At 44.9% G+C, this 25,889-nt stretch carries 29 protein-coding genes; 22 read left to right on the top strand and 7 right to left on the bottom strand.

The window, feature by feature from the left end; translation table 11 throughout:
- Positions 1–82: 82 nt before the first annotated feature.
- The 3 genes from QMA39_RS10375 to QMA39_RS10365 all read left to right on the top strand — a co-directional run bounded on the left by QMA39_RS10375 (position 83) and on the right by QMA39_RS10365 (position 3,497).
- Positions 83–1,126: a lactonase family protein gene (locus tag QMA39_RS10375; RefSeq protein WP_281658658.1), complete on the top strand. Its 1,044-nt coding sequence runs from the start codon at positions 83–85 to the stop codon at positions 1,124–1,126.
- 195 nt (positions 1,127–1,321) lie between these two features.
- On the top strand, positions 1,322–2,698 hold the full coding sequence (locus QMA39_RS10370; RefSeq protein ID WP_281658657.1) for a hypothetical protein: 1,377 nt from the start codon (positions 1,322–1,324) through the stop codon (positions 2,696–2,698).
- Between the two features lie 25 nt (positions 2,699–2,723).
- The gene (locus QMA39_RS10365; RefSeq protein ID WP_281658656.1) at positions 2,724–3,497 is read left to right on the top strand and encodes a zinc-ribbon domain-containing protein; all 774 of its coding nucleotides are present in this window, start codon (positions 2,724–2,726) and stop codon (positions 3,495–3,497) included.
- 176 nt (positions 3,498–3,673) lie between these two features.
- On the opposite strand, the gene QMA39_RS10360 is transcribed toward QMA39_RS10365, so the two are convergent.
- Complete coding sequence (locus QMA39_RS10360) at positions 3,674–3,820, bottom strand: hypothetical protein (protein ID WP_156896470.1); 147 nt, start codon at positions 3,818–3,820, stop codon at positions 3,674–3,676.
- A gap of 24 nt (positions 3,821–3,844) precedes the next feature.
- Complete coding sequence (locus tag QMA39_RS10355; RefSeq protein WP_281658719.1) at positions 3,845–5,098, bottom strand: helix-turn-helix transcriptional regulator; 1,254 nt, start codon at positions 5,096–5,098, stop codon at positions 3,845–3,847.
- Between the two features lie 242 nt (positions 5,099–5,340).
- Between QMA39_RS10355 and QMA39_RS10350 the strand changes: the two genes are divergently transcribed.
- The 12 genes from QMA39_RS10350 (at position 5,341) to QMA39_RS10295 (ending at position 15,287) form a co-directional block, all read left to right on the top strand.
- Positions 5,341–5,685: a hypothetical protein gene (locus tag QMA39_RS10350; protein WP_281658655.1), complete on the top strand. Its 345-nt coding sequence runs from the start codon at positions 5,341–5,343 to the stop codon at positions 5,683–5,685.
- A 79-nt stretch (positions 5,686–5,764) separates the two neighbouring features.
- The gene (locus QMA39_RS10345; protein WP_281658654.1) at positions 5,765–6,421 is read left to right on the top strand and encodes a DUF5819 family protein; all 657 of its coding nucleotides are present in this window, start codon (positions 5,765–5,767) and stop codon (positions 6,419–6,421) included.
- A 23-nt stretch (positions 6,422–6,444) separates the two neighbouring features.
- The gene (locus QMA39_RS10340) at positions 6,445–7,410 is read left to right on the top strand and encodes an HTTM domain-containing protein (protein WP_281658653.1); all 966 of its coding nucleotides are present in this window, start codon (positions 6,445–6,447) and stop codon (positions 7,408–7,410) included.
- A complete protein-coding gene (locus QMA39_RS10335) occupies positions 7,388–7,813 on the top strand; it encodes a DUF393 domain-containing protein (protein ID WP_027954896.1) in 426 nt (141 codons plus the stop codon). Before QMA39_RS10340 ends, QMA39_RS10335 begins: the two co-directional genes overlap by 23 nt.
- Positions 7,813–9,009: a transglutaminase domain-containing protein gene (locus QMA39_RS10330; RefSeq protein WP_281658652.1), complete on the top strand. Its 1,197-nt coding sequence runs from the start codon at positions 7,813–7,815 to the stop codon at positions 9,007–9,009. Before QMA39_RS10335 ends, QMA39_RS10330 begins: the two co-directional genes overlap by 1 nt.
- A 215-nt stretch (positions 9,010–9,224) precedes the next feature.
- On the top strand, positions 9,225–10,199 hold the full coding sequence (locus tag QMA39_RS10325; protein ID WP_281658651.1) for a cell wall-binding repeat-containing protein: 975 nt from the start codon (positions 9,225–9,227) through the stop codon (positions 10,197–10,199).
- A gap of 461 nt (positions 10,200–10,660) precedes the next feature.
- Complete coding sequence (locus tag QMA39_RS10320) at positions 10,661–11,920, top strand: hypothetical protein (RefSeq protein WP_281658650.1); 1,260 nt, start codon at positions 10,661–10,663, stop codon at positions 11,918–11,920.
- The gene (locus QMA39_RS10315) at positions 11,901–12,464 is read left to right on the top strand and encodes a signal peptidase I (protein ID WP_281658649.1); all 564 of its coding nucleotides are present in this window, start codon (positions 11,901–11,903) and stop codon (positions 12,462–12,464) included. The genes QMA39_RS10320 and QMA39_RS10315 overlap by 20 nt, the downstream gene beginning before the upstream one ends.
- Before the next feature lie 72 nt (positions 12,465–12,536).
- On the top strand, positions 12,537–13,130 hold the full coding sequence (locus QMA39_RS10310) for a CalY family protein (RefSeq protein ID WP_281658648.1): 594 nt from the start codon (positions 12,537–12,539) through the stop codon (positions 13,128–13,130).
- 60 nt (positions 13,131–13,190) lie between these two features.
- Entirely contained in the window at positions 13,191–13,874 is a 684-nt protein-coding gene (locus QMA39_RS10305) for a TasA family protein (RefSeq protein WP_281658647.1), read from the top strand.
- Positions 13,875–13,906: 32 nt separating this feature from the next.
- Positions 13,907–14,527 carry a class D sortase gene (locus tag QMA39_RS10300; RefSeq protein ID WP_281658646.1) on the top strand — a complete coding sequence of 207 codons (621 nt, stop codon included), beginning with the start codon at positions 13,907–13,909 and terminating at the stop codon, positions 14,525–14,527.
- 22 nt (positions 14,528–14,549) lie between these two features.
- Entirely contained in the window at positions 14,550–15,287 is a 738-nt protein-coding gene (locus tag QMA39_RS10295) for a hypothetical protein (protein ID WP_281658645.1), read from the top strand.
- Between the two features lie 81 nt (positions 15,288–15,368).
- Here the strand turns inward: QMA39_RS10295 and QMA39_RS10290 are convergent, their stop codons facing one another.
- Positions 15,369–15,692, bottom strand: a complete 324-nt coding sequence (locus QMA39_RS10290) for a DUF2628 domain-containing protein (RefSeq protein WP_281658644.1) — start codon at positions 15,690–15,692, stop codon at positions 15,369–15,371.
- Positions 15,693–16,031: 339 nt separating this feature from the next.
- On the opposite strand from QMA39_RS10290, the gene QMA39_RS10285 reads away from it, so the two are divergent.
- Positions 16,032–16,205, top strand: a complete 174-nt coding sequence (locus tag QMA39_RS10285) for an aldo/keto reductase (RefSeq protein ID WP_281658643.1) — start codon at positions 16,032–16,034, stop codon at positions 16,203–16,205.
- Positions 16,206–16,259: 54 nt separating this feature from the next.
- On the opposite strand, the gene QMA39_RS10280 is transcribed toward QMA39_RS10285, so the two are convergent.
- The 4 genes from QMA39_RS10280 to QMA39_RS10265 all read right to left on the bottom strand — a co-directional run bounded on the left by QMA39_RS10280 (position 16,260) and on the right by QMA39_RS10265 (position 19,643).
- A complete protein-coding gene (locus QMA39_RS10280; protein WP_281658642.1) occupies positions 16,260–16,955 on the bottom strand; it encodes an ABC transporter permease in 696 nt (231 codons plus the stop codon).
- Positions 16,952–17,800 (bottom strand): ABC transporter ATP-binding protein, encoded by an 849-nt coding sequence (locus QMA39_RS10275; protein WP_281658641.1) that lies wholly within the window; start codon positions 17,798–17,800, stop codon positions 16,952–16,954. Before QMA39_RS10275 ends, QMA39_RS10280 begins: the two co-directional genes overlap by 4 nt.
- 102 nt (positions 17,801–17,902) lie before the next feature.
- Positions 17,903–18,898: a LytTR family transcriptional regulator DNA-binding domain-containing protein gene (locus QMA39_RS10270; RefSeq protein ID WP_281658640.1), complete on the bottom strand. Its 996-nt coding sequence runs from the start codon at positions 18,896–18,898 to the stop codon at positions 17,903–17,905.
- 286 nt (positions 18,899–19,184) lie between these two features.
- Positions 19,185–19,643, bottom strand: coding sequence for an Lrp/AsnC family transcriptional regulator (locus QMA39_RS10265; protein WP_027954902.1), 459 nt, complete (start codon positions 19,641–19,643; stop codon positions 19,185–19,187).
- 226 nt (positions 19,644–19,869) lie between these two features.
- On the opposite strand from QMA39_RS10265, the gene QMA39_RS10260 reads away from it, so the two are divergent.
- Genes QMA39_RS10260 through QMA39_RS10235 form a run of 6 tightly spaced genes read left to right on the top strand, consistent with a single transcriptional unit; the run spans position 19,870 to position 25,609 of the window.
- A complete protein-coding gene (locus QMA39_RS10260) occupies positions 19,870–20,844 on the top strand; it encodes a tripartite tricarboxylate transporter substrate binding protein (RefSeq protein ID WP_281658639.1) in 975 nt (324 codons plus the stop codon).
- A 15-nt stretch (positions 20,845–20,859) separates the two neighbouring features.
- Positions 20,860–21,348, top strand: a complete 489-nt coding sequence (locus tag QMA39_RS10255; protein ID WP_206933284.1) for a tripartite tricarboxylate transporter TctB family protein — start codon at positions 20,860–20,862, stop codon at positions 21,346–21,348.
- A 15-nt stretch (positions 21,349–21,363) separates the two neighbouring features.
- Complete coding sequence (locus tag QMA39_RS10250) at positions 21,364–22,878, top strand: tripartite tricarboxylate transporter permease (RefSeq protein ID WP_035531786.1); 1,515 nt, start codon at positions 21,364–21,366, stop codon at positions 22,876–22,878.
- A gap of 2 nt (positions 22,879–22,880) precedes the next feature.
- A complete protein-coding gene (ggt, locus tag QMA39_RS10245) occupies positions 22,881–24,494 on the top strand; it encodes a gamma-glutamyltransferase (protein WP_281658638.1) in 1,614 nt (537 codons plus the stop codon).
- Positions 24,495–24,518: 24 nt separating this feature from the next.
- Entirely contained in the window at positions 24,519–25,082 is a 564-nt protein-coding gene (locus QMA39_RS10240; protein ID WP_027954906.1) for a chromate transporter, read from the top strand.
- On the top strand, positions 25,082–25,609 hold the full coding sequence (locus QMA39_RS10235; protein ID WP_027954907.1) for a chromate transporter: 528 nt from the start codon (positions 25,082–25,084) through the stop codon (positions 25,607–25,609). Before QMA39_RS10240 ends, QMA39_RS10235 begins: the two co-directional genes overlap by 1 nt.
- Positions 25,610–25,889: the final 280 nt, after the last annotated feature.

Below are 25,889 nucleotides of genomic sequence, written 5' to 3'. Positions count from 1 at the left end.
GGTATTGATTTAGGACTGCGGGAGTTTATGAGATAATTAATTCGGAAATTCATTTATATTACCCCAGTAAAGGAGTTTTACTATGCCGGAATATATTGGTTACATCGGTACGTACACCAAACAGGAAAGTAAAGGCGTCTATCAGTTCACCCTTGATACAGATGCTAAGGAACTGAAAAACGTTCAGTTGGCTGCAGAACTGCAGAACCCTACGTACGTCACCGTGAGTGACGATCAAAAAAATCTTTATGCGGTTTCCAAAGACGGGGAAAACGGCGGTGTCACGTCCTTTTCCATCAATAAAGAAACGGGAGAACTCACAAAATTAAACGCTCAGACAGCTGCAGGCTCTCCGCCATGCCACGTGAGTGTGGATCATTTGAACAACAATGTTGTCACGGCTAATTATCATACAAAAGAAGTGGTCTCCTACCTGACCAATGAAGATGGATTGTTGAATCCTGCAGTTTCAATCGTGGAGCATGAAGGGACCGGTCCTCATGAGCGTCAGGAAAAACCCCACATGCACTATGCAGGTTTCACCCCTGATGAGAAATACGTCATTGCGATTGACCTTGGCAGCGACCGTGTCATCACTTACGCCGTAGACAATGGCGAGTTGAGTCAGGTACAGGTGTTCAACACGAAACCGGGTTCCGGTCCGCGTCACATTACTTTCCACCCCAACAAAAAGTATGCCTATGTGATGACAGAGTTAAGCTCAGAAGTGCTTGTCCTTCATTACGATGAGAAGGATGGCAGCTTCACAGAGCAGCAGGCCATTGCCGCAATCCCTAAGGACTTTGATGAAACCAATGATGGCAGTGCCATTCATATTTCTGCGGATGGACAGTTTGTTTATGCCGGCAACCGCGGGCATAATTCCATCGCTGTTTACGACGTCGATCAGGATACAGGCAGACTTACTTTTGTAGAGTGGACATCGACAGAAGGGAACTGGCCGCGTGATTTCGTGATGGACCCTTCCGAGGAGTTCTTGATCGCGACGAACCAGAAGTCCAATACAATGACGTTGTTCGAGCGGGACAAATCAACCGGCAGGCTGACTCTTGTTCAGTCGGATGTTTTTGTACCCGAGCCGGTCTGCGTGAAGTTTACAAAGTAAATAGAGACATAGGAAGGAGAGGGCGCCCCATGGAGGGATGTCCTCTTCTTTTTTCTATAGAAAAAGGGACAGTCATACACCCTGGGGCGTTTGAGTATAGTTAATTACTCCCCAATATATGGTACTAAATCAGGGGAAGGGAGGAAGGTACATAGCAGCAGGGGAAACACCTTCAAGGACGAGGGAGGTCGTCGGATGGATGTATGTAAACAGTGCGGTCACGAAATGAGCAGGGAGGAAACCTTCTGTACGGAATGTGGTGCACCCAAGGATGCTCCGCTGACCCGGTCGGAAGCAAAGGCTCCGAGAGCACCGATGCCGCGGAAAAAGAAAATCACGCTGATTTCGATAGGTGCGGTTTTGGCTGTACTGCTGACCGCTCATTTTATTTTGTCATCGATGCTTGACCCGACAACGAAGATTCGGGCCATGGATCGTGCAGTGACGAATAATGATGCGGGAGCTTTTGTAAGTGAACTGTCTCTTGATGAAAAAGCATGGCTGAATGAAAAGGATTACCTGCAGTACATGAAGGAGAACGACTGGGAGACCATCCGTGAGCAGATGCTTGACGCTGTCAGCGGCCAACAGCGGTTCGATACCATCATCCGTGATGAATACGGAAGTCCGCTTTTGTCTGTCAAAAAAACAGCCGTGCTTCCCGGGATGTACAAGACGTATGAAATCGAAGCGATTCCAACGTCAATCAGGTTCTTAACGAACATGGACGAGGCTTCCTTTACAGTCGGCAAAGAAAAAATCACGGTGGAGAATGCGGCCGAAGACGAAGGGACTGCCAAAGCCTACCCTGGTGTGTATAAGGTGGAGGGAGAGGCATCGAACGAATATGGTACGTTCAAAGAGACGTGGGAATACCAGGTGCTGGCGGAGGAGTCTGACTATTACATGGAAGTCTATTTTGAAGGCTATACGTATGATGTCGATACCAACCAGCCGGACGCGGTTCTTTTTGTGAATGGAAAGAGTACGAAGAAAACGCTGTATGAGCTTGGAGTGATCGGCCCTGTGCCGGACGGAAATAAACTGGTCCTTCATGCGGAGTGGACAAACGATAAGAAAGAGGTGGTCAAGTCCGGACAGATCCGTACGGAGGATGGCGACTACTGGGGTGAGCTGAATTTTTATTTTGAGGAAGAACTGGAGGAACCGGTCTTTGAATACGTACCGGAATCGGATGACTCCGAAGCGGCCGAGGCTCACGTGCTCGATTTCCGGGAGGTTTATGAAGAAGCCTTGAACGCGGAGGATTTCTCGATGATCGCTTCTTTTTTAGAGGAAGACAGCCAGGCGTCCGAAGAGTTCCGGGATTATTTGGACGGGATCTCAGGCAAAGGCTTCACCTATGAGTTCACGGAAAATAACATTGTAGAATCCGCTGCTTACGGTGTGGATGGGTATGTGGTGACGACAGATGAAGCGTTCATCTTTACCAATGCAGACGGGGAGAAAACGCACTACGAGCGGACAAAGGATTACACCGTTATCAAAGACGGCGACAGCTGGAAAATTGAAGAGGTAGCGATCAATGAGACCAATCGTTCAGACGGATGACTTCTAATGAAGGGAATGGGATGATATGCATTGTGCGACATGCGGAAATCCATTGAATGAAGATAGTAAGTTCTGCGGAAAATGCGGTGCCTCTGTTCTTGCGGAGCATGCATCGGCATCGACGGTCGAAGCGGCCACATTGCCTCCGCAGAAGGATTATACAGCTACAGCAAAGCAGACAGGGCGGCAGTTTTACCGCTTTGCGCTTCAAGCGCTGCAGGAACCGTTTCGGGCCAGTCAGCGGGTGGATGGCTCGCAGCGGACGAATGGTTTCATCGCTTTGCTGCTGCTCGCTTTTCTTATGCCGTTCTTTTCGTACTTAGCGGCGAGAAACGCGGCGCGCGGCCTGTGGGCCTTCGGTGAGTCCGTACCAGATGTATTCTTTGGTGTGCTCGTCCTTCAGCCTTTCCTTTATCAACTGCTCTTTTTAGCGGTGTTTATCGCGGTCAACCTTGGTGTAGGCAAATGGATGCGGGTGGAGATCACTTATATGAGCGTCATGGCGAAATACGGGTCGCTCGTCATTCTTCCTGTGACCGGTCTTCTTGCCGCCAATCTATTTATGCTGCTATCGATGAATACGGTTGGGGCTTTTTTCTTTTTTGTCAGTATTGCGTTATACGTAACGGCAAGTACGGCCCTTTTATTCTCGATTCATTCGGGTGGGGAGGCTAAAGGTCTGGATGTGTTTTACGGCGTTGTGATGACGAATGTAGCGATGGCGGTTTTCTTTTTGATCGTGATGATGAGTATGATTGACCGGATGATAGGGGAAATGGGTGTGCCGTATGGATGGTAAATGAAGAAAAAATCATGATTAAATAGAAGAAGGGATGAAGAAGAACTCAGTTATTCACTTGGAGATCCTGTTTAAGATTGTTTTGAAGAGTGAAAACCCCCCATATTCAAAGGAATATGGGGGGTGTTTGAAATGGCCACAAAGCTTTATGTAAGGAACAGCAGAAAAATCTTCATTTAATTACTCAACGGAAGTTCATCACCATTCGGGGTGGTTTCAGACACTCCAGGTTTTCCAATTTCAACAGAATCCGCCGTCATGGTTGAAGCTGGACCGGCCATGAACACAAGGACCAAACTAAAGATCAACAATAGTTTCTTCATGATTTCCCCTCCCTGTTGAAGTAGTTAGTAGACAGCGACTGGATTGCTGTCGAGCGCTAATTTATAGTACTCAGCTGCTTTTTTATACCCTCCTTTTCCTTCATAGTATTCTCCCAAAAATCGGGAATACCTTTGTATTTCCTGATTTTTCTGTTCTTTTTTTAGAGAAGGCAGGAACGTTTTTTTGACATAGATTTCCCACTCTTTTTCGGATTGAAAGAAAAAAGAATGGAAGAACCAGTATTCTTTTGTGTGGATATTGTCTTCAGGAAGCTGCTTTGCCACCTCCAGATGTTCGTTCAAGTACTTCATGCAGGTATCTTTTTCGTTCTCCTGATAGTAAATGAGGACCAGCAGCACAAGGGATTTCATATAACTGGTGCTTGTTTTTTTCTTGTAGTAAAGAGCATTTTCTAACTGGTCGAGAGAAATTTTCCTTTCCCTCTTTCTTAAATGCATCGTGGCGATATTATGATAAATGATTCCTAAATGATCTTGATCTCCAATGTCTCGTGCGAGGCTTTCCGCTTTCTCAAAGTTGGAGAGGGAGGAGGGGACATCTCCCAATCGGCTGTAGCAAATACCAAGGTGGATGTGTATCTTTAAACACTGTCTGGATTTGTAGTTGTTTTGAAACAGGAGTAAAGCGGATTGAGCATAAGAAAAGCTTAAGGTCTCATTTTGAGACACATATAAGGTCAGGGCGTAAAGGAAATATAGATCCGCTTGTTCCAATTCGCTTAAATCCACCGAGGAATACTCGGACAAAGCTTTCTCAAAATGTTCTTTTGCGACCATGGGTTGATTCTTCACCCAATAGTAGTTTCCAAGGTGTTTGTAGTAAAAGAAGCGGTTGCGGGATGTGAGAGTATCGTGGATGTCATTGATAAATAAAATGGAATCATCAATATCATCAAATGCTTGAAGGATGATGCAGGCCCTTACCCTTTTTATATGATATTCAGCTTGAAGGTTGGTGTTAGTCACGGGGGTTATGAAAGACTTCAGCTCCTGGTAAATCTTTTCGGACGCCTGCTTATCGTTGTTCAGTAAGGGCTCTTCCCATTGACGGAGGAGCTTTTTTAATTTTTCTTCATTTGCTTGTATTTCATCGTAATTCACCCCCACCCTTTCCAAGAGCAGCATAAGGGTTTCCGGTTCTACAGTGGTTTTGTTGTTTTCAATTCTTGATAAGTAGGAGGGGGAAACAATAGATTCTGAGACTTCTTCCTGACTCATGCCTTCTTTCAATCTAAAGTATTTTAATACTCTTCCCATATCCACTCTTCAACACTTCCTTCTCTCATATTGCGCAATAGGATGAAAAAATCGAGAAAAAAAGCCCTTTTCTTCCATAACATGCGAAATACATCTTTCATGGTTACCATGATACCATTTATCTAGGAAATAAGTGTAAGAGAAGAAAAGCAATTTTGAAGGGGGGGGATACCACAAAGGAGGTACCTGTACTGTATCTGGTTGGCTCATGCTTTGTACGATCATTAAAGGAGGAATAACAAATGAAAGTAAAGAAGCAATTGATGGCAGGTTGTATGGCATTAGGGTTATTTGTTGGAGGGACGACAGCCACATCCGCTTTGGCTAGCACAGATGATATCGAGTCCCAAACAACTCTGGAAGTGAAGCAGGTTTCTGAAAATGGAGCCGAGCCGGAAGCTATTCCAGCAGTGGTGGGAGCTTACGCTCTTAAAGGAGCAGCAGTAGCAGGAGGAGCTTTTGTAGCGGGCGTGACAGCCAAGGCTGGTGCTGATGCGTATGACTGGGCGAAAAATCAGATTGGTGGAAACGATGTAATTAAGGGAGAAAGCGAATATGAAGATGTGAAAGTCGTCTTTGATCAATAATACTTAGGTGAGTTATTCCATCGCAAATCTCTGCCCTTTTTATAGAGGGCAGAAGATTTGCCTTTAAAGAGGTGACACGATGATAAAGAAAATTGGAGTCAGCTTAATTCTTTGCGTGTTTGTTTTTCATTTAGTTATAACAGCCTTATATCTAACTCCTTTCAACCCCGTTAAAGCAAAGTACAGTTTCGCCGTCAATGCCTATATGGAACCTTTATTTTCTCAAAATTGGAGGCTGTTTGCTCCCAACCCGGCTTCTACCAACAACCAATTCATGGTTCGGGCTCAGTTTGCCGATGGAGGTACATCAGACTGGCTTGATCTCACAACGTTTATGATTGATAAAAATCAGGCCAACCGTTTTACTCCGTATAACCGTTTAGTTCGAATCCAGAGAGGGGCCTTCACTTCCCTGTATCAAACGGATGAGGTGACGTTGAAAATATCACAGAAAATTGAAGAGAAAAACCTGGATCGAGAGGACTATGATCATCTGCTTGAAAATGAACGGACTCAGAAAAAAGATGAATATGCCCAGGAAGCTCTGAACCGATATGCTCAATCCTATGTAAGAAGTGTCTATCCAGAGAAGGATATTGAAAAAACACAAATTATCATGCAGGAAACAAAAGCTGTTCCATTTTCTGAAAAGGATAATGAGCAGTATGAAAGAGAACAGCAGCTTCATGAATTTGAATGGGTGGATTTCGTGGAAGTTTCTCCTGTATTTGATTGAAATCTATAAAGGAGGTCCTGGTAGTGAAGCGCTTATATGGAATGTTAACGGAAAGAAAACATATGTTGATTGGAGCTGGATTGCTTAGAGTTTCCTTTGGTCTGCTCATCTTGTTTATGTATTTCATTCATTACTCTCAAAGAAGGTTCATCTGGGGGCCTAATGGAATGCAGAATCACGATCATCTCCAAGAGCAGATGGCTCTGACCAGTAACTTTTCTTTATACCAGCTCTCAGATTCTCTTCTATACTTTGACATCATTTTTCATCTCGGCATCTTGTTTGCCCTCTTATTCACCTTGGGAGTGATGACGCGTTTTACTGCTATCGTTAACCTCTTGTTTGTGTGGTCATTACAACATGCCAACGTCTTGATTCTTGACGGTGGAGATAACATTATGCGGATCATTCTGCTCTATATGCTGTTTGCGAATACTTCTGCGTATTTTTCGATAGACCGCTTGAGGGCAAATAAAGAAAGCAATGCCATAGGGTATGCTCCCGTATGGAATGCCTTACATAACCTGGCCATCCTTACCTCTATTATTCAGTTATGCTTCATGTATCTATCTTCTGGAACCCATAAAGTGATGGGGGAGATGTGGACGAACGGAACAGCGCTCTATTATATTCTCCAAGTTGGCGAATATACACATCCTTTCTTCCAAAATATGATAGCTTCTTCTGAGATTTTGCTGCTGGCAGGGGCTTACAGCGCCATTTTTGTCCAGTTGTCCTTTCCCTTTTTTCTATTAAATCGGTATACCAAATACTTTGCTATGTTCAGTGTTATCGGACTGCATATCGGAATAGCGATTGTCATGGGACTGTTTACGTTCTCAGCTTCTATGATTACTATGCAGTTTCTGATGCTCAACGACCAGGAGTATAAAAGAGTCTATAGCTGGATAAAAGGAGCAGTTCTTAGAGTACGAAACAAATTCCAAGGAGCAAAGGTGAAGCGGTATGAAACAAAACAAGTTCAGTGATCAAGCAGCCGTCATCATTTTTTACGATTCTCATTGTCCGGTATGCTCCAAAAGTATGAGATTCCTATCCAAGCTAGACCGGGGACGAAAGTTGCAGTATGAATCGATTAGAGACAACCAAGTACTGGAAAGGTATGCTATAGATAAGACAGAGGCAGAAAAACGGATGCATACGTTTACATTAAAGGATAACCAAATGGAAAAAGGGATCTTCAGTGTGCAGAGAATAGTGAAGCAGCTGCCCTTATTCTGGATAGCGGTTCCCATCATCCAAATATCCATATGGGCAGGGTTAGGGTCTCCTTTGTATGACTGGCTGGCCAGTAGAAGGACGATATTACCTGTTGGCGGATGTGAAGGGGATCGCTGCATGATTTCCAATGGAGAAAAGCAGGTGAAGTGATGAGACAGTTCGACTATTCGTTCCGATACAAGAATAAAACATCTGATCAAGTAAGTGTCTGGCTCGCTAATCCACCAGAGACACAGCGGCAAACGATCCTACAAGAAAAGAAACATCCTCCCCGCCAGGAGGATAAAGACATTATCGGAAATACAATCAGTTACTATGAATTAGCCCCGGGGGAGCAGATCCAGGCTTCCTACGTTGTTGGAATAGAAAAAACGTCAAAAAGCTCTACACCTCTTACGAAAGAAGAACGGGAGCGCTATACACGCTCAAGTCCTATGATTCCTGTTAACGAGGAAATGACTCATATGGCTTCAGCTATTACGGAACATGCCACTACAGATAAAGAAAAAGGCTGGGAACTTTTCGTCCACCTAGTGAAAAACTATTCTTATACGTTTCCGGTTAAAGCTAGAGGGGTTTCCCATTTTCTAAAAGAAAAGAAGGGAGATTGTGGCGAATATTCCTTCCTTTATGCCTCTCTTTGCCGTTCACTCGGCATTCCCTGCAGAGTGATGGTCGGGGCCTTTGCTATGGGCCGTCATCAGGCTCATGTTTGGAATGAGATTTATATTGAAGGCGAAGGATGGATGCCGGTCGATACAAGTATGGCTTACACGGTGCGGAGGCAATTGTGGCGCTTCTTTTTTTCCTCTATTCGTACATTAAGCTGGAGACGCTACTTTGGCCATTTAGAGAACCAACGGATTGTCTTTTCTATTGATACGGAGCATACCCCCTCCCCTCCCTATGTAAAGGAAGGCGGAAGTATAGAAAACGTGTATCAATCATTCCCACTAGCCGGTGAGCGGTTTGTTTGGGGGAAAAGCTCCCTGGTCGGAACCATTCCGTATTTTCAGCCTATGTATTTTTATTATCATTCAGACAAACCCTATCAACTGAAAAAGACGGAAGAGGCTTTAGGAGATTGGAACGTGAAAGAGTCCGGAAAACAAAAAGGATTTCTGCTTGCTCGAACGATCTCAGGCTATCTTGCGTTTTTCATGGCATTCCTTTACTTGTTTACTGGTTGGGAAATTGCTAGTATTTTATTCCCTTTTCCAGCTTTGATTTATTGTCTTAGTTTTTTAGTCCGAAAAGAACGGCCGCTCTTTTTTTCAGTGGCTTCGTGTTTCTTCGGAGCGGTGTCTTTGCTTGTTACGCTTGGTTTTCTTTCCGAATTTATATAACGAAAGCTCCTTCTCTCTATAAGGGAAGGAGCTTTTTTATGAGTCATTTAAAGAAGTTGAGTGACAGTCATGTGTTGGAGGGAACTATAAGATACAGCTCTCAGATGATAAGCATCTATTTAATCGCAGGCCATTTCAACCGATATATAATTATCAGATTTGTTAATAACTGACGTTCATGATTTTAATATTTATAGGGAGTTGTTTAAAAACTCATGCGGAAAACTATGATCATCCTTTTCTTTCTTATTTTTTTGCTATTTTTTATTCCTATGGCTTCAGCAGCGGATGAAAAGGACCGACTTGCCGGCTCAAATCGCTTCGAAACAGCTGTAGAAATCTCTAAAGCTGGGTGGAACAAGGCTGATACCGTGATTCTATCCACGGCTTCCAATTTTCCGGATGCATTGGCGGGCGGGCCCTTAGCAAAAGAAATCGACGCTCCCATTCTTTTGGTACAAAAAGACCGTCTGACTGACACGACCCGCGCTGAAATGGAGCGCTTGAAGGCATCCGAAGTTATCATTCTAGGAGGCGGTGGTGTCATTTCTGAATTAGTTGTAACAGAAGTAAAAGCGATGGGGCTTACTGTTGAGCGGATTGGCGGAAAAGACCGCTACGAAACAGCCGCAAAGATTGCAGAACGTATGGAGAAATCGGATACAGCATTTGTAGTCTACGGCGATAATTTTCCCGATGCTCTCTCCATTGCTCCCTATGCCGGCCAGGAAGGACACCCGATTTTGTTGACGCGTACCGCTTCCCTGCCGGAGGTTACCAGGGAAGCTCTCCGTTCTGTTGATCATTCCTTTGTGATCGGAGGTTCGTCGGTGGTCAGTGATGATGTGATGAATGAACTGCCTGATGCCACGCGCGTCTCTGGAAATAACCGTTTTCGCACATCGGCTGAAATTATCCGAAGGTTTCAAATGGACGCAGATAATGTCTACATCGCCACCGGTTACAGCTTCCCGGATGCATTAACAGGATCGGTGCTCGCCGCAAAAAACAACGGGGCGGTCATTTTAACAAAAACAGACAGTCTTCCTGTAGAAATGAGCTATCTGCTTAATCAGAAGGTATTTGAAAGAGGGATTGCCCTCGGAGGGACGAAGGTGGTTTCTGAGGAAGTCATATCTTTGGTAAAGATCATGATTGCGAGGCTGAATTTGTACAGTTGTCCAGTTTAGATTGATTAACATCCAATTATATCCAGTTACCTGGAGGTATGGATGACTTTAATAGTTTATGAAGATCATGCGTTTTTCCTAATTTGGAAGACGCATTTTTTGCTGTTTTTCTGACTTCTAAATGAATGTGAATCGATGGTGGATTTAGTCTTATTAAGGGGATAATGTAGGTAGTTTTATCGAAATGATGTATTATACCATTCTATATAAAGAACGCACAAACATGAAAAATGTCCCTTTTATATGGTAAAAGGAGTAATTTATTGAAAAAATATGATTTGATGTTCTTTATCAAGAAATTAAGCCTTTTTCAGGGATTTCCATTTAGGATGTAAGGGCTATATAATCAGGTTACAAATTCTTTATAAAGAACGAAGTGTAGCTCGAAAGAACGACGCGCTTCCAAAAAGGGGTGAAATCCTCTGCAGTCTAAAAGGGCTAAATTTAAAGAACAATGGAGAATGAAAGCATTGAAAAAAACGAAGCAGTTGACAGTAGGTGTGGCCGTCAGTTCTTTAATTGTTGGAGCAAGTTCTCATTTGGTGGGAAGTACCTTCGGAGCTTTTAACAGTAAAGATACATCTACCTCAGAAATTCAGGCATGCGAGGTGTTCCCTGCATACATAAATGAGCAGTTGCAGGAATTGAAAAAACTTGTAGATGAATATAATATCCATTTCGATGAAATTCCGAAAGTAAACAGTTATTCCGGTGACTTCAAGGATATCGATGATATTGATCAATATTCGGTCGATGAATTGCTTAATGAAAAAAAACGCATGAATAACCTTGTTGAAGATGTAGATAAAGCCATGGATGACCTTAAAAATTTAGAAAAAGAACTGGGAGATTCACGGAAAATTCTAGAAGCAGACAGTATGGCTGTATATGAGAGTTTAAAGGTGATTTCCAGCCTTCCTGAAAAAACGATATCTTCCTGCTTGCAAGGCTCTTACCCATCTGCAGGTCAGAATTTAGTAGAAGCTTTTAATGAACATGGTTTAGACGATAGACAAGTAAACGACCTCCTGAATTACTTTTCTCATAATCAATTTACACAGTCCGATACGCCGGTTATAGGGGAGTCGACACTTACACACATGGAAAGTTCCTTTCAAGATAAGATTATTAGTTCTGAGGAAAAGATAGAAACCAGCAAAAAGGAAATGAATGCAAAAAAACAAGAAGTGAAGTCCTCTTTGGAGAATGTTGAAAAGGCAATTGAAAAATTGAAGAAAGAGGAAGAGGCTAAAGAAGCTGAAGAAGCTGCCGCTAAAGCAGCTGAGGCAAAGGAAAAAGAATCTGAAGCAGCAGAAAAAGAACGTAAAGCCAATACAGAAACAGATGATCAAAAAGGGTCTTCTCAAAAAAAATCCGAGAAACCCCCTGAGGATAACCAGGAACCAACAGATACTCAATCAGAACCTAAGGATAATCAGCAAAATTCCAAGTCTTCAGAAACAGATATAACGGAAGAAGATGACAATACCGCAACTTCAGAAGGAACCTCGAATCAATCAGTAGATTCTTCCACACCTGAAGAGAAGGCAGAGAAAAATGAAAAAGAAAGTGATTCAGAAGCTTCTGTGACGAGCCAGGAGCAGGAAACTGAAGAGAAGAAAAAGGCAAGTGATGTGGATGCAGCCGTGACCAAGGAAGATGTAGAAAAGTCCAGTCAAGACAGCGAAAAAGGGGATGCACATGAAAAGGATACTAAGTAATCTGGTGACTTTTGTACTCTATGGTGTACTAATTTTCATGGTGGTTATTGTCGGAATATCTAAGGTTTCCGGCGGCGAATCGACGTTTATGGGATATCAGTTGAAAACTGTTCTTTCCGGATCAATGGAACCTACTTTTCAAACGGGGTCCATCATCGCTGTTGAACCAACAGAAGATGGCACGGCTTATAAAGAAGGAGATATCATCACTTTCTTACGTGAGGAAAATGTCCTTGTTACTCACAGGGTTATGGAAGTGAAAGGATCCGGGGAAAACGTTTCTTATATAACTAAAGGCGACAACAACGACGGGGTCGATTTAGAACCTGTCCTGGCGCCAAATGTAATGGGTAAATATACAGGATTCACCATTCCTTATATCGGCTACATGATGGATTTTGCGAATTCAAAACTTGGATCACTGCTTCTACTGGTTGTACCGGGCATTGGGTTGTTTGGTTATGGCTGCATCTCAATCTGGCGTGAGCTTTCGAAGATTGAAGAAAAGAAGGAAGAATCAGAAGAAAAATCTGCAAAAGTTTGATCAATGGTTGTACTCCTTGTACATAAGCAAGGATTCAATATATCACATATTTTTCAAAGGGAGGAAGTTTGTATGGGTTTGAAAAAGAAATTAGGGTTGGGTGTAGCATCAGCAGCTTTGGGATTGTCTTTGGTCGGAGGGGGAACATTTGCTTACTTCAGTGATTCAGCAGAGGCTAGCGGATCCTTCGCGGCTGGTACATTGGATTTAACCGCTCAACCTACAACTGTCATTTCAGTAGATAACCTTAAGCCGGGAGACACGATGGTACGTTCATTTGATTTGGTGAACGGTGGAAGCTTGGATATCGGTTCTATTGAACTGGCTACAGATTATAAAGTTACGGGTGCTGGAAATAATAATGGCGACGATTTTGGTGATCATATTGAGGTTAACTTCCTGTTCAACGCGGACAAGCTGGACACTCCAATTTACTCTACGACTCTATCGGAGTTAAAGTCTATGAGTCCTGATGTTATTGAAGGTAACATCCTTGGAGCATGGCTTGCAGAACGTGGTGGGAAACTGGCTGCTAATACTTCTGACACGCTCTACGTTCAGTATGAGTTTGTAGATAATGGAGAAGACCAAAACCACTTCCAAGGGGACTCTCTATCTCTAGAATGGACATTCAATGGTATGCAATCTGAAGGCGAAGCACGCTAATACAATAGTCGGGGGATATCCTCCCCCGGCTTTTATATTTTAAATTTAAGGAGAATACATATGAAAAATCCAAGTCTCTTCTTAAAAATCATTTCCATTTATAGTATCTTCATCTTACTCTTTGTCCTCTTTAACCCCGTGGGATCCACACAAGCTTTGGAGAACCAGTCCAGAATTAATATTTCTACTTCACAAGATCGAATGTTAAATATAAAAAACTTCAAACCCGGTGATTATGCCGTCCGGTCGTTCTCTTTAGCTAATGAAGGGACGGAGGCTGTACAGTATGCTATGACTTCTTATCTTAAACAAGGATCCGAAAAATTTTATGAGCAGCTGCAATTCATCCTGGAGATAAATGGTGAACAGACCTATGCCGGGCGTTTGTCGGATTTTCAAGACGTAACTTTAAAGAGTCTGGATGCCAATCACTTGGATGAAATGAAAGTTCGGATTGAATTTCCTTATGAATCAGGGAACGAGTTTCAAGGATTGAAATCCGATGTCGTTTTCCACTTTCATGCTGAATCTTTCTTTCCATCACCAAACAATGGAGAGGGTAGTGGATTACAGGAACCATTTATTGATAGATGGAAGGAAGGATTCCTTCCTCAAACAGGAGAGAATTCTCCTTGGGCGTATTATATAACAGGCGCAATTCTTATGATAACGGGAACTGTTTATTATATGTTGAGTCGAAAACGTAGACAGAACCATGAAGTTATGGGAGCAGAATCTTCTTAAGGTTTTGCTCTTTTTTTATAGGAGGGATTAAAGTGGCACGTGGTGCGGTGGTGCTTATCGTAATAGGTTTGAGTATTATGGTTTATCCGTGGTTGGAGGATCGTGCAGCGATTGTTAGGACAGACCGGTATGTACAACAGCTTGAAAATGGAGAATGGCCCCGGAAAGTCCAGGCTCAACAGGAATATGAGTTAGAGGATGTAAGTGAGATGTTAGAGGTTGGCTTGAAAGAGGATATTCCCGCTGGTGATGAAGATGGAGACATTATTGCACTTATTGAAATTCCTTCCATTGATTTGAAACTGCCTGTGTTCACGGGTGTCAGCGAATATATTTTAAACTACGGCGTCGGTTATGTGAATGGGGAAAGGGAGTTTGACCATAATGGTAATGCGGCTTTGGCTGCTCATCGCGGATATGCTCACGGGAAATTATTCAACCGCTTAGATGAAGTGGAAAAAGGTGATCATATCCAAGTTAAAACAGAGAACAAGGACTATATTTATGTAGTACAACGTACTTTCCTAGTGGAACCTGATCACTTAGAGGTGTTGGAACCTATTGAGGGAGAAAGTTGGATTACCTTAATCACGTGTGATCCCATTCCAAATCCTACACATAGACTGATTGTACAAGGTGAATGGGTCAAATAAAACGAGAAGGAGTGGTTGAAAATTGAAGAAGTGGAAGACAGGGCTGATCCTGGTCAGTGGAGTAACAGCGATCATTCTGCTTAATGAAACGACATCTTTTGGAGCGAATATTCTGAGTAGTGGATCTGAGCCGGCAGTAGAAGTCAACGAAGAGGTGCCTTCTGGTAAACAGCTGGTAGAAGAGTCTTTGGGAGCCATGAGTAGCGTAGAAAGCTTCCATTTTATAAGTGAAGAGTTGAAAGATTCAGGAGAAGTGGAAGTCATGATGGAAGGGTATTACTTAGCGGGTGATACGCCGAAGATTTACACGAGAACCACATCCATGCAAGGAAAAGAGCCACTTGAACTGTATGTGGAAGGGGAACACCATTATATTCAAGCGGGAAGCGAATGGATCCAGCTTCCTTCAACTAGTAATAAAACTCTTTCTTTGAATAATTTTATAACCGATCCATTTGATGAATGGAGTGATATGGAAAGTTTTGTTGTGAATATGGACAAAAATCATTATGTTTTATCCAAGGAAACAGATGTCTCCACCCATAAAAAGAAGAAGGAAGAAAATCCGAGTGACTTCAAAAGCGAATATCCTGTGGAAATGGTAATTGATAAGGATACTTATTTATTAAAGGAATACAAAGTGGAAACAAGCGATGGAACGTTTATTCATACCCTTAGTTCTGTGAATCAAGTTGAGGAAAGTATTTTTCCTCAGGTAAAGGCTGCAGGTTCATATGATAGAAACGATGTTCAAAAATAAACAGAGGCTGCTGAAGTAAGGTTGGTTTTACTTAGTTGGAAAAAGGTCTGGGTGCATACACCCAGACCTTATTTTTAGAAATTAAGCCTGCTGGACAGAAGGGGCAATGATGTCCTGCTGCTCAAGAATTTCACGGTCTCTCTGGTTCTTTGGTAGATAGCCTTTTTCAAGGAGTCCCTTGATGTAAATCTTATTATATACGAAAGAAAAAATGATACCTGGTATCCAAGCTCCAAATCCAAGAGTGAAAATACCTGCCAGTAAGGCTGTGATAAACATGATTGCAGACCATTTCAAGTCTCCTCTGATCAAGGCAGGGATGAATCCGAAAAAGAATGTCGTCCAACTGAACCCTACTTTGACTTCTTTTACAACCCCCGCATTGTTTTGTAAGCTGACTTCCATTATGTAACCCCCTAAAATCGATTAGGTGACTATTATACTATGAAAAACATTGTTTAAGACCCATTATATTGAAAAAATGTATGTGAAATGGTGTGTTTATTTTTTGACTATAAGAAGAGATGGAAGTCATGTGGGAAACTACTATGGATATGACTATTAGGGAGAACATTTCACGTAATATCTTAGTTCTTCTTTTCACCAGGTAAAGACCATTACCCGCATACAAAATCAGGGAGAGAAAACTTGAAATATAACCAATTAGTAAATACCCTATTGAAAATCTGGGAACTGATATTGGAATAGGGGCTATCAGGGGAAAACGGGGAGGGACAAAGAAACATGTCTGGGGCTGCTGTGATCTGGATTATGCAGCAGGATGAAGTGACAAGCGTAATTCCTGGGTTCCGAAATCAAAAGCAGGTTGAGGACAACCTCGCAGCAGTGGATGGGGAGCCGTACAGCGAGGAAGAACTGGACAGGTTAAGAATATCAGAAGGAAGTATACGATCATAGCGGAATCGTATATTAAGAAAGAGGAGCGGGAATCATACCGCTCCTCTTTCTTATTCAACGTCTAAATTTCTTATTATACACACCGACCGTTACTAAAAATGTAACAACAGTCCAAATCCCAATAATACCGGCCGGTACCCATGAGATACGCTGATCGAGATTTTCAATAAACAGCTGGATTTGATAGTTTGGCAGGTACTCAAGAAACGAAAGGAATTCATAACTCGCCATCAACGATTCAAAAGTAACGTTCATCCCAAACAAAAGTAAAATCGGCATAAGGACAACAGAGGCTTCAATTAATGTACGGGTCAGCAGGCCGATCAGTGTTCCAAGGGTAATGTAGAAAACAAGCAGCAGGAGAAGCATGCCGGTCATCCACACAGGTTCTTGAATGGAATAGCCGACGATCAACAAACTGACAATCAGTGTGGCAAGCGTCATGACAAAGGTAACAAGGCTTTTGCCAGCCATGATATCCAAGGTGGAAGCCGGTGACATCATTAAACTTCTCAATGTATTCTTCTCTTTCTCTTCAGCAATCATTGCAGACTGGACAAAGGTCCCAACAGCCGCAAAGCTCAGTGTAATCACTAAGGTGACGCTGGCTGTTGTGACACCTTCCGCCTGACTCATCATGAAAGCCATCATAATCGGAAGAATGATCGTGGAGGATACAAAGAGGTTCCGGTATAATTCCTTCAAATCTTTTTGGAAAATCGCATAAATCCGTTTCATTGAAAATGTCATACTAGATTCCTCCCTGTGACCTCTACGAAAATATCGCCGAGGGTTGGTGTATTCATCTCAATCGTTTCCACTTCGCTGTTCTTCATCCATTGGTAGATTTCCTCTGCGCTTGCGGGCTCGTTCGGAAGCATAATTTCCCGGCCGTCTGTCAGTCCCACCATCAGATGTCCGTCGCCGAACTGCTTTCTAAGCTTTTTCGGGCAGTCGAGCAGTTGGATACTTCCTTTATCCAGAAATGCAACGGTGTTGCAGAGCGTTTCCGCTTCATTCATATCGTGCGTCGTTAAGAAAATGGTCGTCCCCCGCTCATTTAAAGTTCGTAGACCGTGATGAATGTGCTGAGCGTTGGCCGGATCAAGAGCTCCTGTCGGCTCATCGAGGAAAAGGAGATCGGGCTGATGCAGAAGAGCACGGGCGAGCATCGTCCGTTGCTTCATCCCTTTGGACAGCTTCGATACCCGCTTATTTTTTTCCGCTGTCAGATTAACGATTTCAAGGACCTCTTCGACTTGTGTAGAAGGCTGATCGTACAATTCGCAGAAAAGAAGGAGGTTGTCACGAATCGATAAGCGCTCGTATAAACCGCTCGAATCCGACATCACACCGATCCGCTTCAAATAATGGGGATGGTGCATATCTTTGGAAGGTACGCCAAAAACACGGGCTTCGCCGGAAGTCGGGACCTGCTGGCCGGTCAGAATCTCAATGGTTGTCGTTTTTCCAGCTCCGCTTGGTCCGAGAAACCCAAAAATGTCTCCTTTTTTTACTCCGAAGGTTAAATCCCTCAAGGCCTGTTCTTTTCCGAATGTTTTTTGGACATGATTGACTTCAATAATGTGATCCATTTTCATTCCCCCGTTTCGCTTCGTTCTCCTTCAGATTACGGGAGATCAACGAAGTGCACAGCTGTTTTTGCGTAAACGGAGTCACCTGCCGGCTGAACGGAGCTATTTGAGGCCCAGCAGTTCCTTTAGTTCAGCCATTTTACCTTTGGAAAGCGGGACTTCGGTCTTTTCTGCGTTATCGAGCTGGAGGCTGTAGCTGTTTTTGGTCCACGTGATGACTTTTCGGACCTTCTGAAGGTTCACGATATACGACCGGTGGCAGCGGAAGAATCCGAACAGCTTCAATCTGGCTTCCAGATCGTTCAGCGTGAACATTCCCTGGAAGGCTTCCCCACGGATATGGACATATGACTGCCCTTGAATGCTTTCGATGTAATCGACTTCAGGCGGGTCAAATAAAATCATGTTTTCCTGCACTTTAGTCGGGATTTTATGGAAGGTGACGGATGCACCATCTGTTTCAGGCTCAGCGGACTCTTCGTGCTCTTTTTCCACTTTATGTATACCATCCTGATGGAGACGGTGGGTGTGATCGCCCATCATAATGGCGCTCTCCAGGTTACTGGTCAAGATCATCACGGTTTTACCTTCTTCTTTCAGTCGTTGTAAGATCTTGATCAAAATCTGTTTCGTTTCAAGGTCTACATTTTGATCGGGTTCCTCCATGAGAAAGAATGGAGGGTCCTGTAAAATGAGACAGCCCAGCTGTACCCGTTTTTTCTCGGAGAAGGTCAGCTTTTTCACCTGATGGTGCTGAAGGTCTGACAGGCGTGTCCGATCCAAGACTGATTCCAAGGAAACGCTGGAGTGATAAAGGTCCCTGTGGAAACGGAACAGTTCCTTCACCTTCAAGCGTTCATAAAGAGGGGCATCCAGGCTGAGCAGTCCTAAAGGGATAGGAGAAGGGCGGCCATGGAAGGAAATACAGCCTCCAGATAACGTCTCGTCTCCAGTAAGAATATCAATCAGCCAGTGTCGGAGATCTGTATGAACGTAAACAGACACGACCTGCCCTGGTTCTATACGTAAATCAAATGGGGAAAAGATTGTCGTACCACCCCGGCTTTTTTCCGCCTTCGTAATGGTAAGTCCGTCCATAAACAGCGCTCTCCTTTCTATGTAAGCTCTTTATTAGACATGATACAGCATTTGGAAAAATTTAAGTAGGAAATTTCCCGGGAAATGATAGAGCTTGTCAAAATAGTGGTTGGTCCTAAGAAGATATAGAAGAGGAAATCCAGTGACAAGGGTCACTGGATTTTTCATGTTGAATGAAATCATTAGTTCAATGAACGAAAACATATCCATGTCACTGTTTCGTATGAGGTCCGTTTGATCTGCAGGTATAGGGATTGAGGGATATGCTTCTATTCCACAGGTGGGCTTACAACTTGTACCCTTTCCTGCTTTTAAATCGTTTCAAAATAATTGAACTGTCCACACGGGTGATTCCTTCTACGGAGTAGAGTTCATCATTGATAAAGGCTTCCAGCATCTTGAAATCCTCCACAAGCACGTGCATGTGAAGGGTGCTCGGTCCGGTCATTTGGTAGATACTTGCCACACTCGGATTGTCTGCCAGATTCTGGGCCACTGCCTGTAGATTCATTGGCTCGACATCGACTTCGAAAAAGGCGGAAATGTTTTGACCGAACCGCTCAGAATTGATGACGGCTGTAAAGTTTTCAATGACGCCTTTATTGATCAGGCTGTTGATACGATCTTTGACGGCGACTCGGGAAATGCCGACTTTTTCAGCTAATTCCACATATGAAATCCGACCGTCTCTTACTAGTTCATCGACAATGATACGATCCGTTTGATCAAACTCGTTACTTTTCATAGCAAACTCCTTCCACCCTCATTATAGCAAACCACCAAGGTGGAACAAACAGGTAATCTTTTACTTTATGTAAGTGAAAATAATCTAATTAAACCTTTTTGTAAGCAATTACACGGATTTGTCTTTATTTTTGTTTGAAATTGTATTGACATAGGGACATGCTTTATCTAGTATATTATTTAATTCGAAATTATTTGAAAAATTAAAAATCCGAGGAGGAAGAGGAATGAAAAAAATGATGGGAGCACTTATTCTTGGCGGCAGCTTAGTTTTATCTGCGTGTAGTTCAGCAGGGGGTTCGACGGGAGCAGAAGGAGAAAGCTATCCGGAACAGCCGGTTCAGATTGTTGTTCCGTGGGATGCCGGGGGAGATACCGATGCAATTAACCGTGTTATTGCCGAGGAGCTGGAAAAGGAACTGGACCAGGATGTCATTGTTAAAAACATTTCAGGTGGAAGTGGTGTCATTGGAGCTCAGCAGACGCTTGATGCCAAGCCGGATGGTTATACGCTTCTTGCGATTCATGATTCCATGGCCATGTCCGAATTGATGGGGCAGGCAGATTTCGGCTATTTTGACTTCCAGCCTGTATCGCTTATGACATCGACCTATGATCTTGTCGCTACGCACCCGGAAAACCCGTGGGACAATATGGAAGACGTCGTCGCTGATGCAGAAGGAGATCCGGAAAGCATTACATATGCCGCTTCCATCGGCTCTACTTCCCAGCTTGAGCCGGCGTTGATCCAAACCGCTGCAGATATTCAATTCAACATTGTCGGGTATGAAGGAACAGCCAAACGGATGAAAGCGATTGTTGCTAATGATGTGCACTTAGGCAGTGTTTCAATTGCTGCTGGTAAGGAGTATATGGCGGATGACCGGATGAAGCTGCTTGGGTACACAGGTGAAGAGCGCAGTGCTGAATTTCCGGATGTACCAACATTGAAAGAACAAGGCATTGACGTCACCTCTGCAGTAAGCCGTGGGATTGCAGCACCGAAAGATACGCCGGAGGCTATTGTAGAGAAGTTGAGTGATGCTCTTCAAAACGTAGCTGAAAGTGAGTCATTCCAGGAAAGAATGGAAGAGCTCGGAAGTGAAGTCTCCTACAAAAATACCGAAGAATACGTTCAGTTCCTGGAAGAAAATGAAGTGGAAATGAAAGAGTCCCTTGAAACAAGCGGGCTGCTTGAATAAGAGGAGGCGTCTGACATGATGACCGTTAAAAGAGATGCCATGAACGCTGTAATCCTCTTAGCCTTTTGTGGACTGGCCTTTTACGGATCCACATTAATCCCGGAAAGAAGCCTCGGCAAAACCGAAGGAGACTTCTTTCCAAATATTATCATTGGTATCCTTGCCGTCCTGAGCCTTCTTTTGCTCGTGAAAAGTGTGTATGCGTATGTAACATCAGAAAAACAACAGCGCGCAGAACCAAAGACAAGCTTGAAAGAGCGGTGGGCGGAAGGGAAGAAAGTGTGGTACACGTTCGCTTTGTTTGGTGCCTACATCTTCATCATGCCATTAGCCGGGTACTTTCTATCTTCGGTTGCGTTTCTGTTCACGCTGTATCTGCTTCTATCATCCAACAGAAAGCGTCTCTGGCTTGTGCTGATCATTTCTATCGTTGTGACGTACGTCTTGAGCTTTATCTTCCAAAAGTTCCTGCTAGTCTTTCTGCCATCAGGAGTTCTTTTTTAAAAAGGGGTTTGAATAATGGATAGTATTTTATTAAGTTTCGAATCCATATTGAATATACAGACGATCCTCATCCTGCTTGCCGGCGTTGTTGCCGGGATCATTGTGGGAAGCATCCCGGGCTTTACCATAACAATGGGGGTAGCCTTGACGCTGCCATTCAGCTTCAGCATGGATCCGGTCAACGGAATTGCGTTAATGATGGGCGTACAGGTGGGGGGAAGCGCTGGAGGTCTGATTACATCCTGCCTGTTCGGGATTCCAGGAACTCCTTCGTCCGTCGCAACAACGTTCGACGGCTATCCGATGGTGAAAAACGGAGAAGCTGGAAAAGCGCTGGCTATTGGGTTGTGGTCATCATTCATCGGTACGATCATTTCCGGTATCATACTTATTTTCACAGCTCCGATTCTTGCGGAATGGGCGCTGGAGTTCGGTCCTTGGGAAATGTTCGCTTTGATGCTGTTTGGCATCAGTGCCATCGCCAGCTTGAGTGATGGTTCCTTAATTAAGGGATTGATTTCCGGGATGCTTGGTATATTGTTCGCCCTGGTCGGTTCCGATCCGCTGACCGCGATTCCACGTTTTACGTTCGGAATGTCTGAACTCATGTCAGGCTTCAATTTCCTTCCGGTGCTGATCGGATTGTTTGCCTTTTCCCAGCTGATGAGTGATATCAAAAGACCGCCCGCTCCTGTTCCGTTCAGTGAGGCGTCCAACGTCAGCTACCCACTGCCGAAGCTTTTAAAGGATATGTGGTCGTCCGGAACGAATGTGATAAGGTCGAGCTTTATCGGGACACTTGTCGGTATTCTCCCGGCAGCCGGCGGGAGCATTGCGAATATCTTAAGCTATGATATTGCGAAGAAGTTTTCCAGGAAGTCTCATGAATTTGGAAAAGGGACAAAGGAAGGGATCATTGCAGCGGAATCTGCCAATAACTCGTCCATTGGAGGGTCCTTCGTCCCGATGCTTGCCTTTGGGATCCCAGGTGATGCCGTAACGGCGATGATGCTTGGGGCCCTGCTCATTCACGGCATTCAGCCTGGACCGTTATTGATGGAAAACCAGCCGGTTCTTGTCTATGGAATCTTTATTTCCTTCTTCCTGGCGGCGTTCCTGATGCTGATTGTTCAGAGCCTTGGGATTAAAGTGTTTTTGAAAATCAATAACATTCCCCAGCATGTGTTAATTCCAGTAATTCTACTGCTTTGCGTGCTCGGAAGCTTTGCTGTGAACAATCGTATGTTTGATGTGTGGGTGCTGCTTGCCTTTGGTTTGATCGGCTATTGGATGAAAGCCAATCTGTTTCCTCTGGCCCCGTTCATTCTTGGCATCATCCTTGGTCCGATGATTGAAGAAAACCTGCGTCAGGCGATTTCCGTAAGTCCCGATCTGACAACCTTCTTTACCAGACCGATTTCAGCTGTGCTTCTGGTGATGGCCGCCGCGTCCTTAACGTACGGGATCATCAGCAGTATGAAACAGAACAAACCGAATGAATATGAACAAGAGAATAAGGAGAGTGCTTGATTATGATATCATTTAACCACCATGCCCAGCCCTATCCGGTCTCACGCAAGGCCGTCTATGCCAAAAATGGAATGGTCTCAACTTCCCAGCCACTGGCGGCGCAGGCGGGCCTCGACATTTTAAAGAAAGGAGGCAACGCCATTGATGCGGCGATTGCCACGGCCGCCTGTCTCACGGTTGTCGAACCGACCTCCAACGGCATTGGTGGAGATGCCTTTGCGCTGGTTTGGACGAAAGGAAAGCTGCACGGACTGAATGCGAGCGGGCGCTCGCCGCAGTCGATTTCCATTGACAAGGTGAAGGCGGATGGTCATGAGGAGATTCCGAAATACGGCTGGGTGCCTGTCACTGTCCCAGGGGCGCCGAGTGCGTGGGCGGAACTCAGTGAAACGTTTGGAAAGCTTCCATTAGAAGAGGTGCTCGCACCCGCTATACAGTATGCCGAAGAAGGCTTCCCTGTTTCACCGACCCTTGCGAAATATTGGAACAAGGCTGTCCAGACGTTTGAAAAGGAACTGGAGGATGATGTATTTTCAGAATGGTTCCATACGTTCACACCAAAAGGACGGGCTCCAAAAGCAGGGGAGATCTGGTCGTCCCACGATCATGCAGAAACGCTGCGCTCGATTGGGAAAACGAAGGCCGTCTCTTTTTATGAAGGAGAACTGGCGGAGAAAATTGCGGCTTTTTCAGAGAAGCACGGCGGATACATAACGAAGGAAGACTTGGCTCAGCACCGCTGTGAGTGGGTGGATCCGATCCACGTCAATTACCGTGGCTATGACGTGTGGGAAATCCCACCGAACGGTCAGGGGCTGATTGCGCTGCAGGCGTTGAATATTTTGAAGGGCTTTGAGTTTCCGGCGAAGGATTCGGTGGATACGTATCATAAGCAGATGGAAGCGATGAAGCTTGCTTTTGCGGATGGACAGAAACATATTACCGAACCTTCCTATATGAGGCATACAGCAGAAGATCTATTGAATGAATCCTACGGGGAGGAGCGCCGGCAGCTCATCAGAGAAGAAGCACGTCAGCCGGAAGCGGGTGAACCATCTTTGAGCGGGACGGTTTATTTAGCGGCCGCGGACGGAGATGGCAATATGGTTTCCTTCATTCAAAGCAACTATATGGGCTTCGGGTCAGGACTGGTCGTTCCCGGCACAGGCATCGCCCTGCAGAACCGCGGGCATAATTTCTCCATGGATCCTGACCATGTGAATGCTCTTGAAGGTGGAAAGCGGACGTATCATACAATCATTCCAGGATTTTTAACAAAAGGAAACAACCCCGTCGGTCCATTCGGTGTGATGGGTGGCTTCATGCAGCCGCAGGGACATGTGCAGGTCGTCATGAATACCATCGATTTCGGATTGAATCCACAGGCGGCCCTTGATGCGCCGCGCTGGCAGTGGCTGAAGGATAAGCAGGTGGAAGTGGAACAGACCTTCCCCTCCCACATCGCCCAGCAGCTCGTGGATAAAGGCCATGACATTACGGTTCAGGTCGAGCCGAACAGCTTCGGCCGGGGGCAGATGATCTGGAGAGATCCGGAGAGCGGTGTCCTCGTCGGAGGCACGGAATCGCGTACCGATGGGATAACCGCGGGGTGGTAATTGAGGAGAAGGAGTTCTGCAATCATGAGAACCTATTGGGATATATTTATCGCTTTTTTCCGAGTCGGTATGCTCGGTTATGGCGGCGGCCCCGGGTCGATTCCATTGATTCATAAAGAAGTGGTGGACAAATACAAATGGGTAACAGCAGAGGAGTTCGGAGACATCCTGGCGCTCGGCAATACGCTCCCAGGCCCTATTGCAACAAAACTCGCCGGCTATATCGGCCATCAGGTGAAGGGAATGACAGGGATGCTGATCGGGGTTCTGGCGACGATTATTCCGACCATCCTGCTGATCATCATTCTTTTGACCTCTCTGTCATCCATTAAACAATTTGACTGGGTGCAGGGGATGACGGCCGCTGTTATTCCTGTCGTGGGCGTGATGCTGGCGGTGTTGACGTGGCAGTTTTTAGATAAGGCAGGCAAAGGGATGGGGTGGCGGAACACAATCATCGCTGCTGTCGTGCTCGTCATCCTGATGGAAGTGCTCTCCATCCACCCGGGGATCATTATCGGAGCCCTGTTAGTATTTGCCCTTGTTAAAAAAGATAAGCAGAAAGCGAAGGAGGCGGGAGCTTCATGATGATTTACTGGCAGCTTTTTCTCGCCTTCTTCATTCCCGGCATCCTTGGTTACGGCGGGGGGCCGGCTTCGATTCCGCTTGTGGAAAATGAAGTGGTCCAGAATTACGAGTGGATGGATGTGCAGGAGTTCAGTGAAGTACTTGCACTCGGGAATTCACTTCCCGGACCGATTGCGACAAAAATGGCCGGTTATATCGGCTATGAAGTGGCCGGAGTGCCGGGTGCCTTTGTTGCGGTCTTTGCTACGGTGGCCCCGTCCTTGATATTAATGATCATGCTGCTCGGCCTGTTGTTCAAGTATAAGGATTCACCAAAAGTGAAGCGGATGACAATGTATGTCCGTCCGGTAATCGCCGTGCTGCTCGGCGTCATGGCGTGGAGCTTTTTCAAGGAATCGTTTGAAGGCATCGGCTGGCTGCAGACGGCCATTCTGATCGTGGCCGGCTACGTGCTGATGGAGCGGGTGAAGGTGCATCCCGCTTTCGTAATCGCCGGCGCTTTAGCCTATGGAGGGTTTTTCCTTTGAATAGAAAAAGAGAGGTCCCTTTTATGGGGCTTCTTTTCGTCTGTAGAGAAAACCTTTGTCATTCCATGTCGTTTGGGTCACGTTCCGCTTATCGGTGGGTGCTTGCCGCGGGCCCGGCCTCAGCTAACTTGGTCAGGAAAAATCACCTTCCCAAGTGGATCTTCGGCTCGTGCTGTTCCCGCAGGCATCACCACCGAACGCTTCTCGTAACACTTGAAGACCGCGTATCCCAGCCTTAAAGAAAAGCAGGATACACTGGATAACGAGCAGACGGGTCCAC

Origin of the sequence: Halobacillus sp. Cin3 (genome assembly GCF_947311855.1) — a bacterium.
Lineage (GTDB): Bacteria > Bacillota > Bacilli > Bacillales > Halobacillaceae > Halobacillus > Halobacillus kuroshimensis.
Note: the sequence above shows the minus strand (reverse complement) of the source record. Positions and strands in the feature narration are given on the sequence as shown.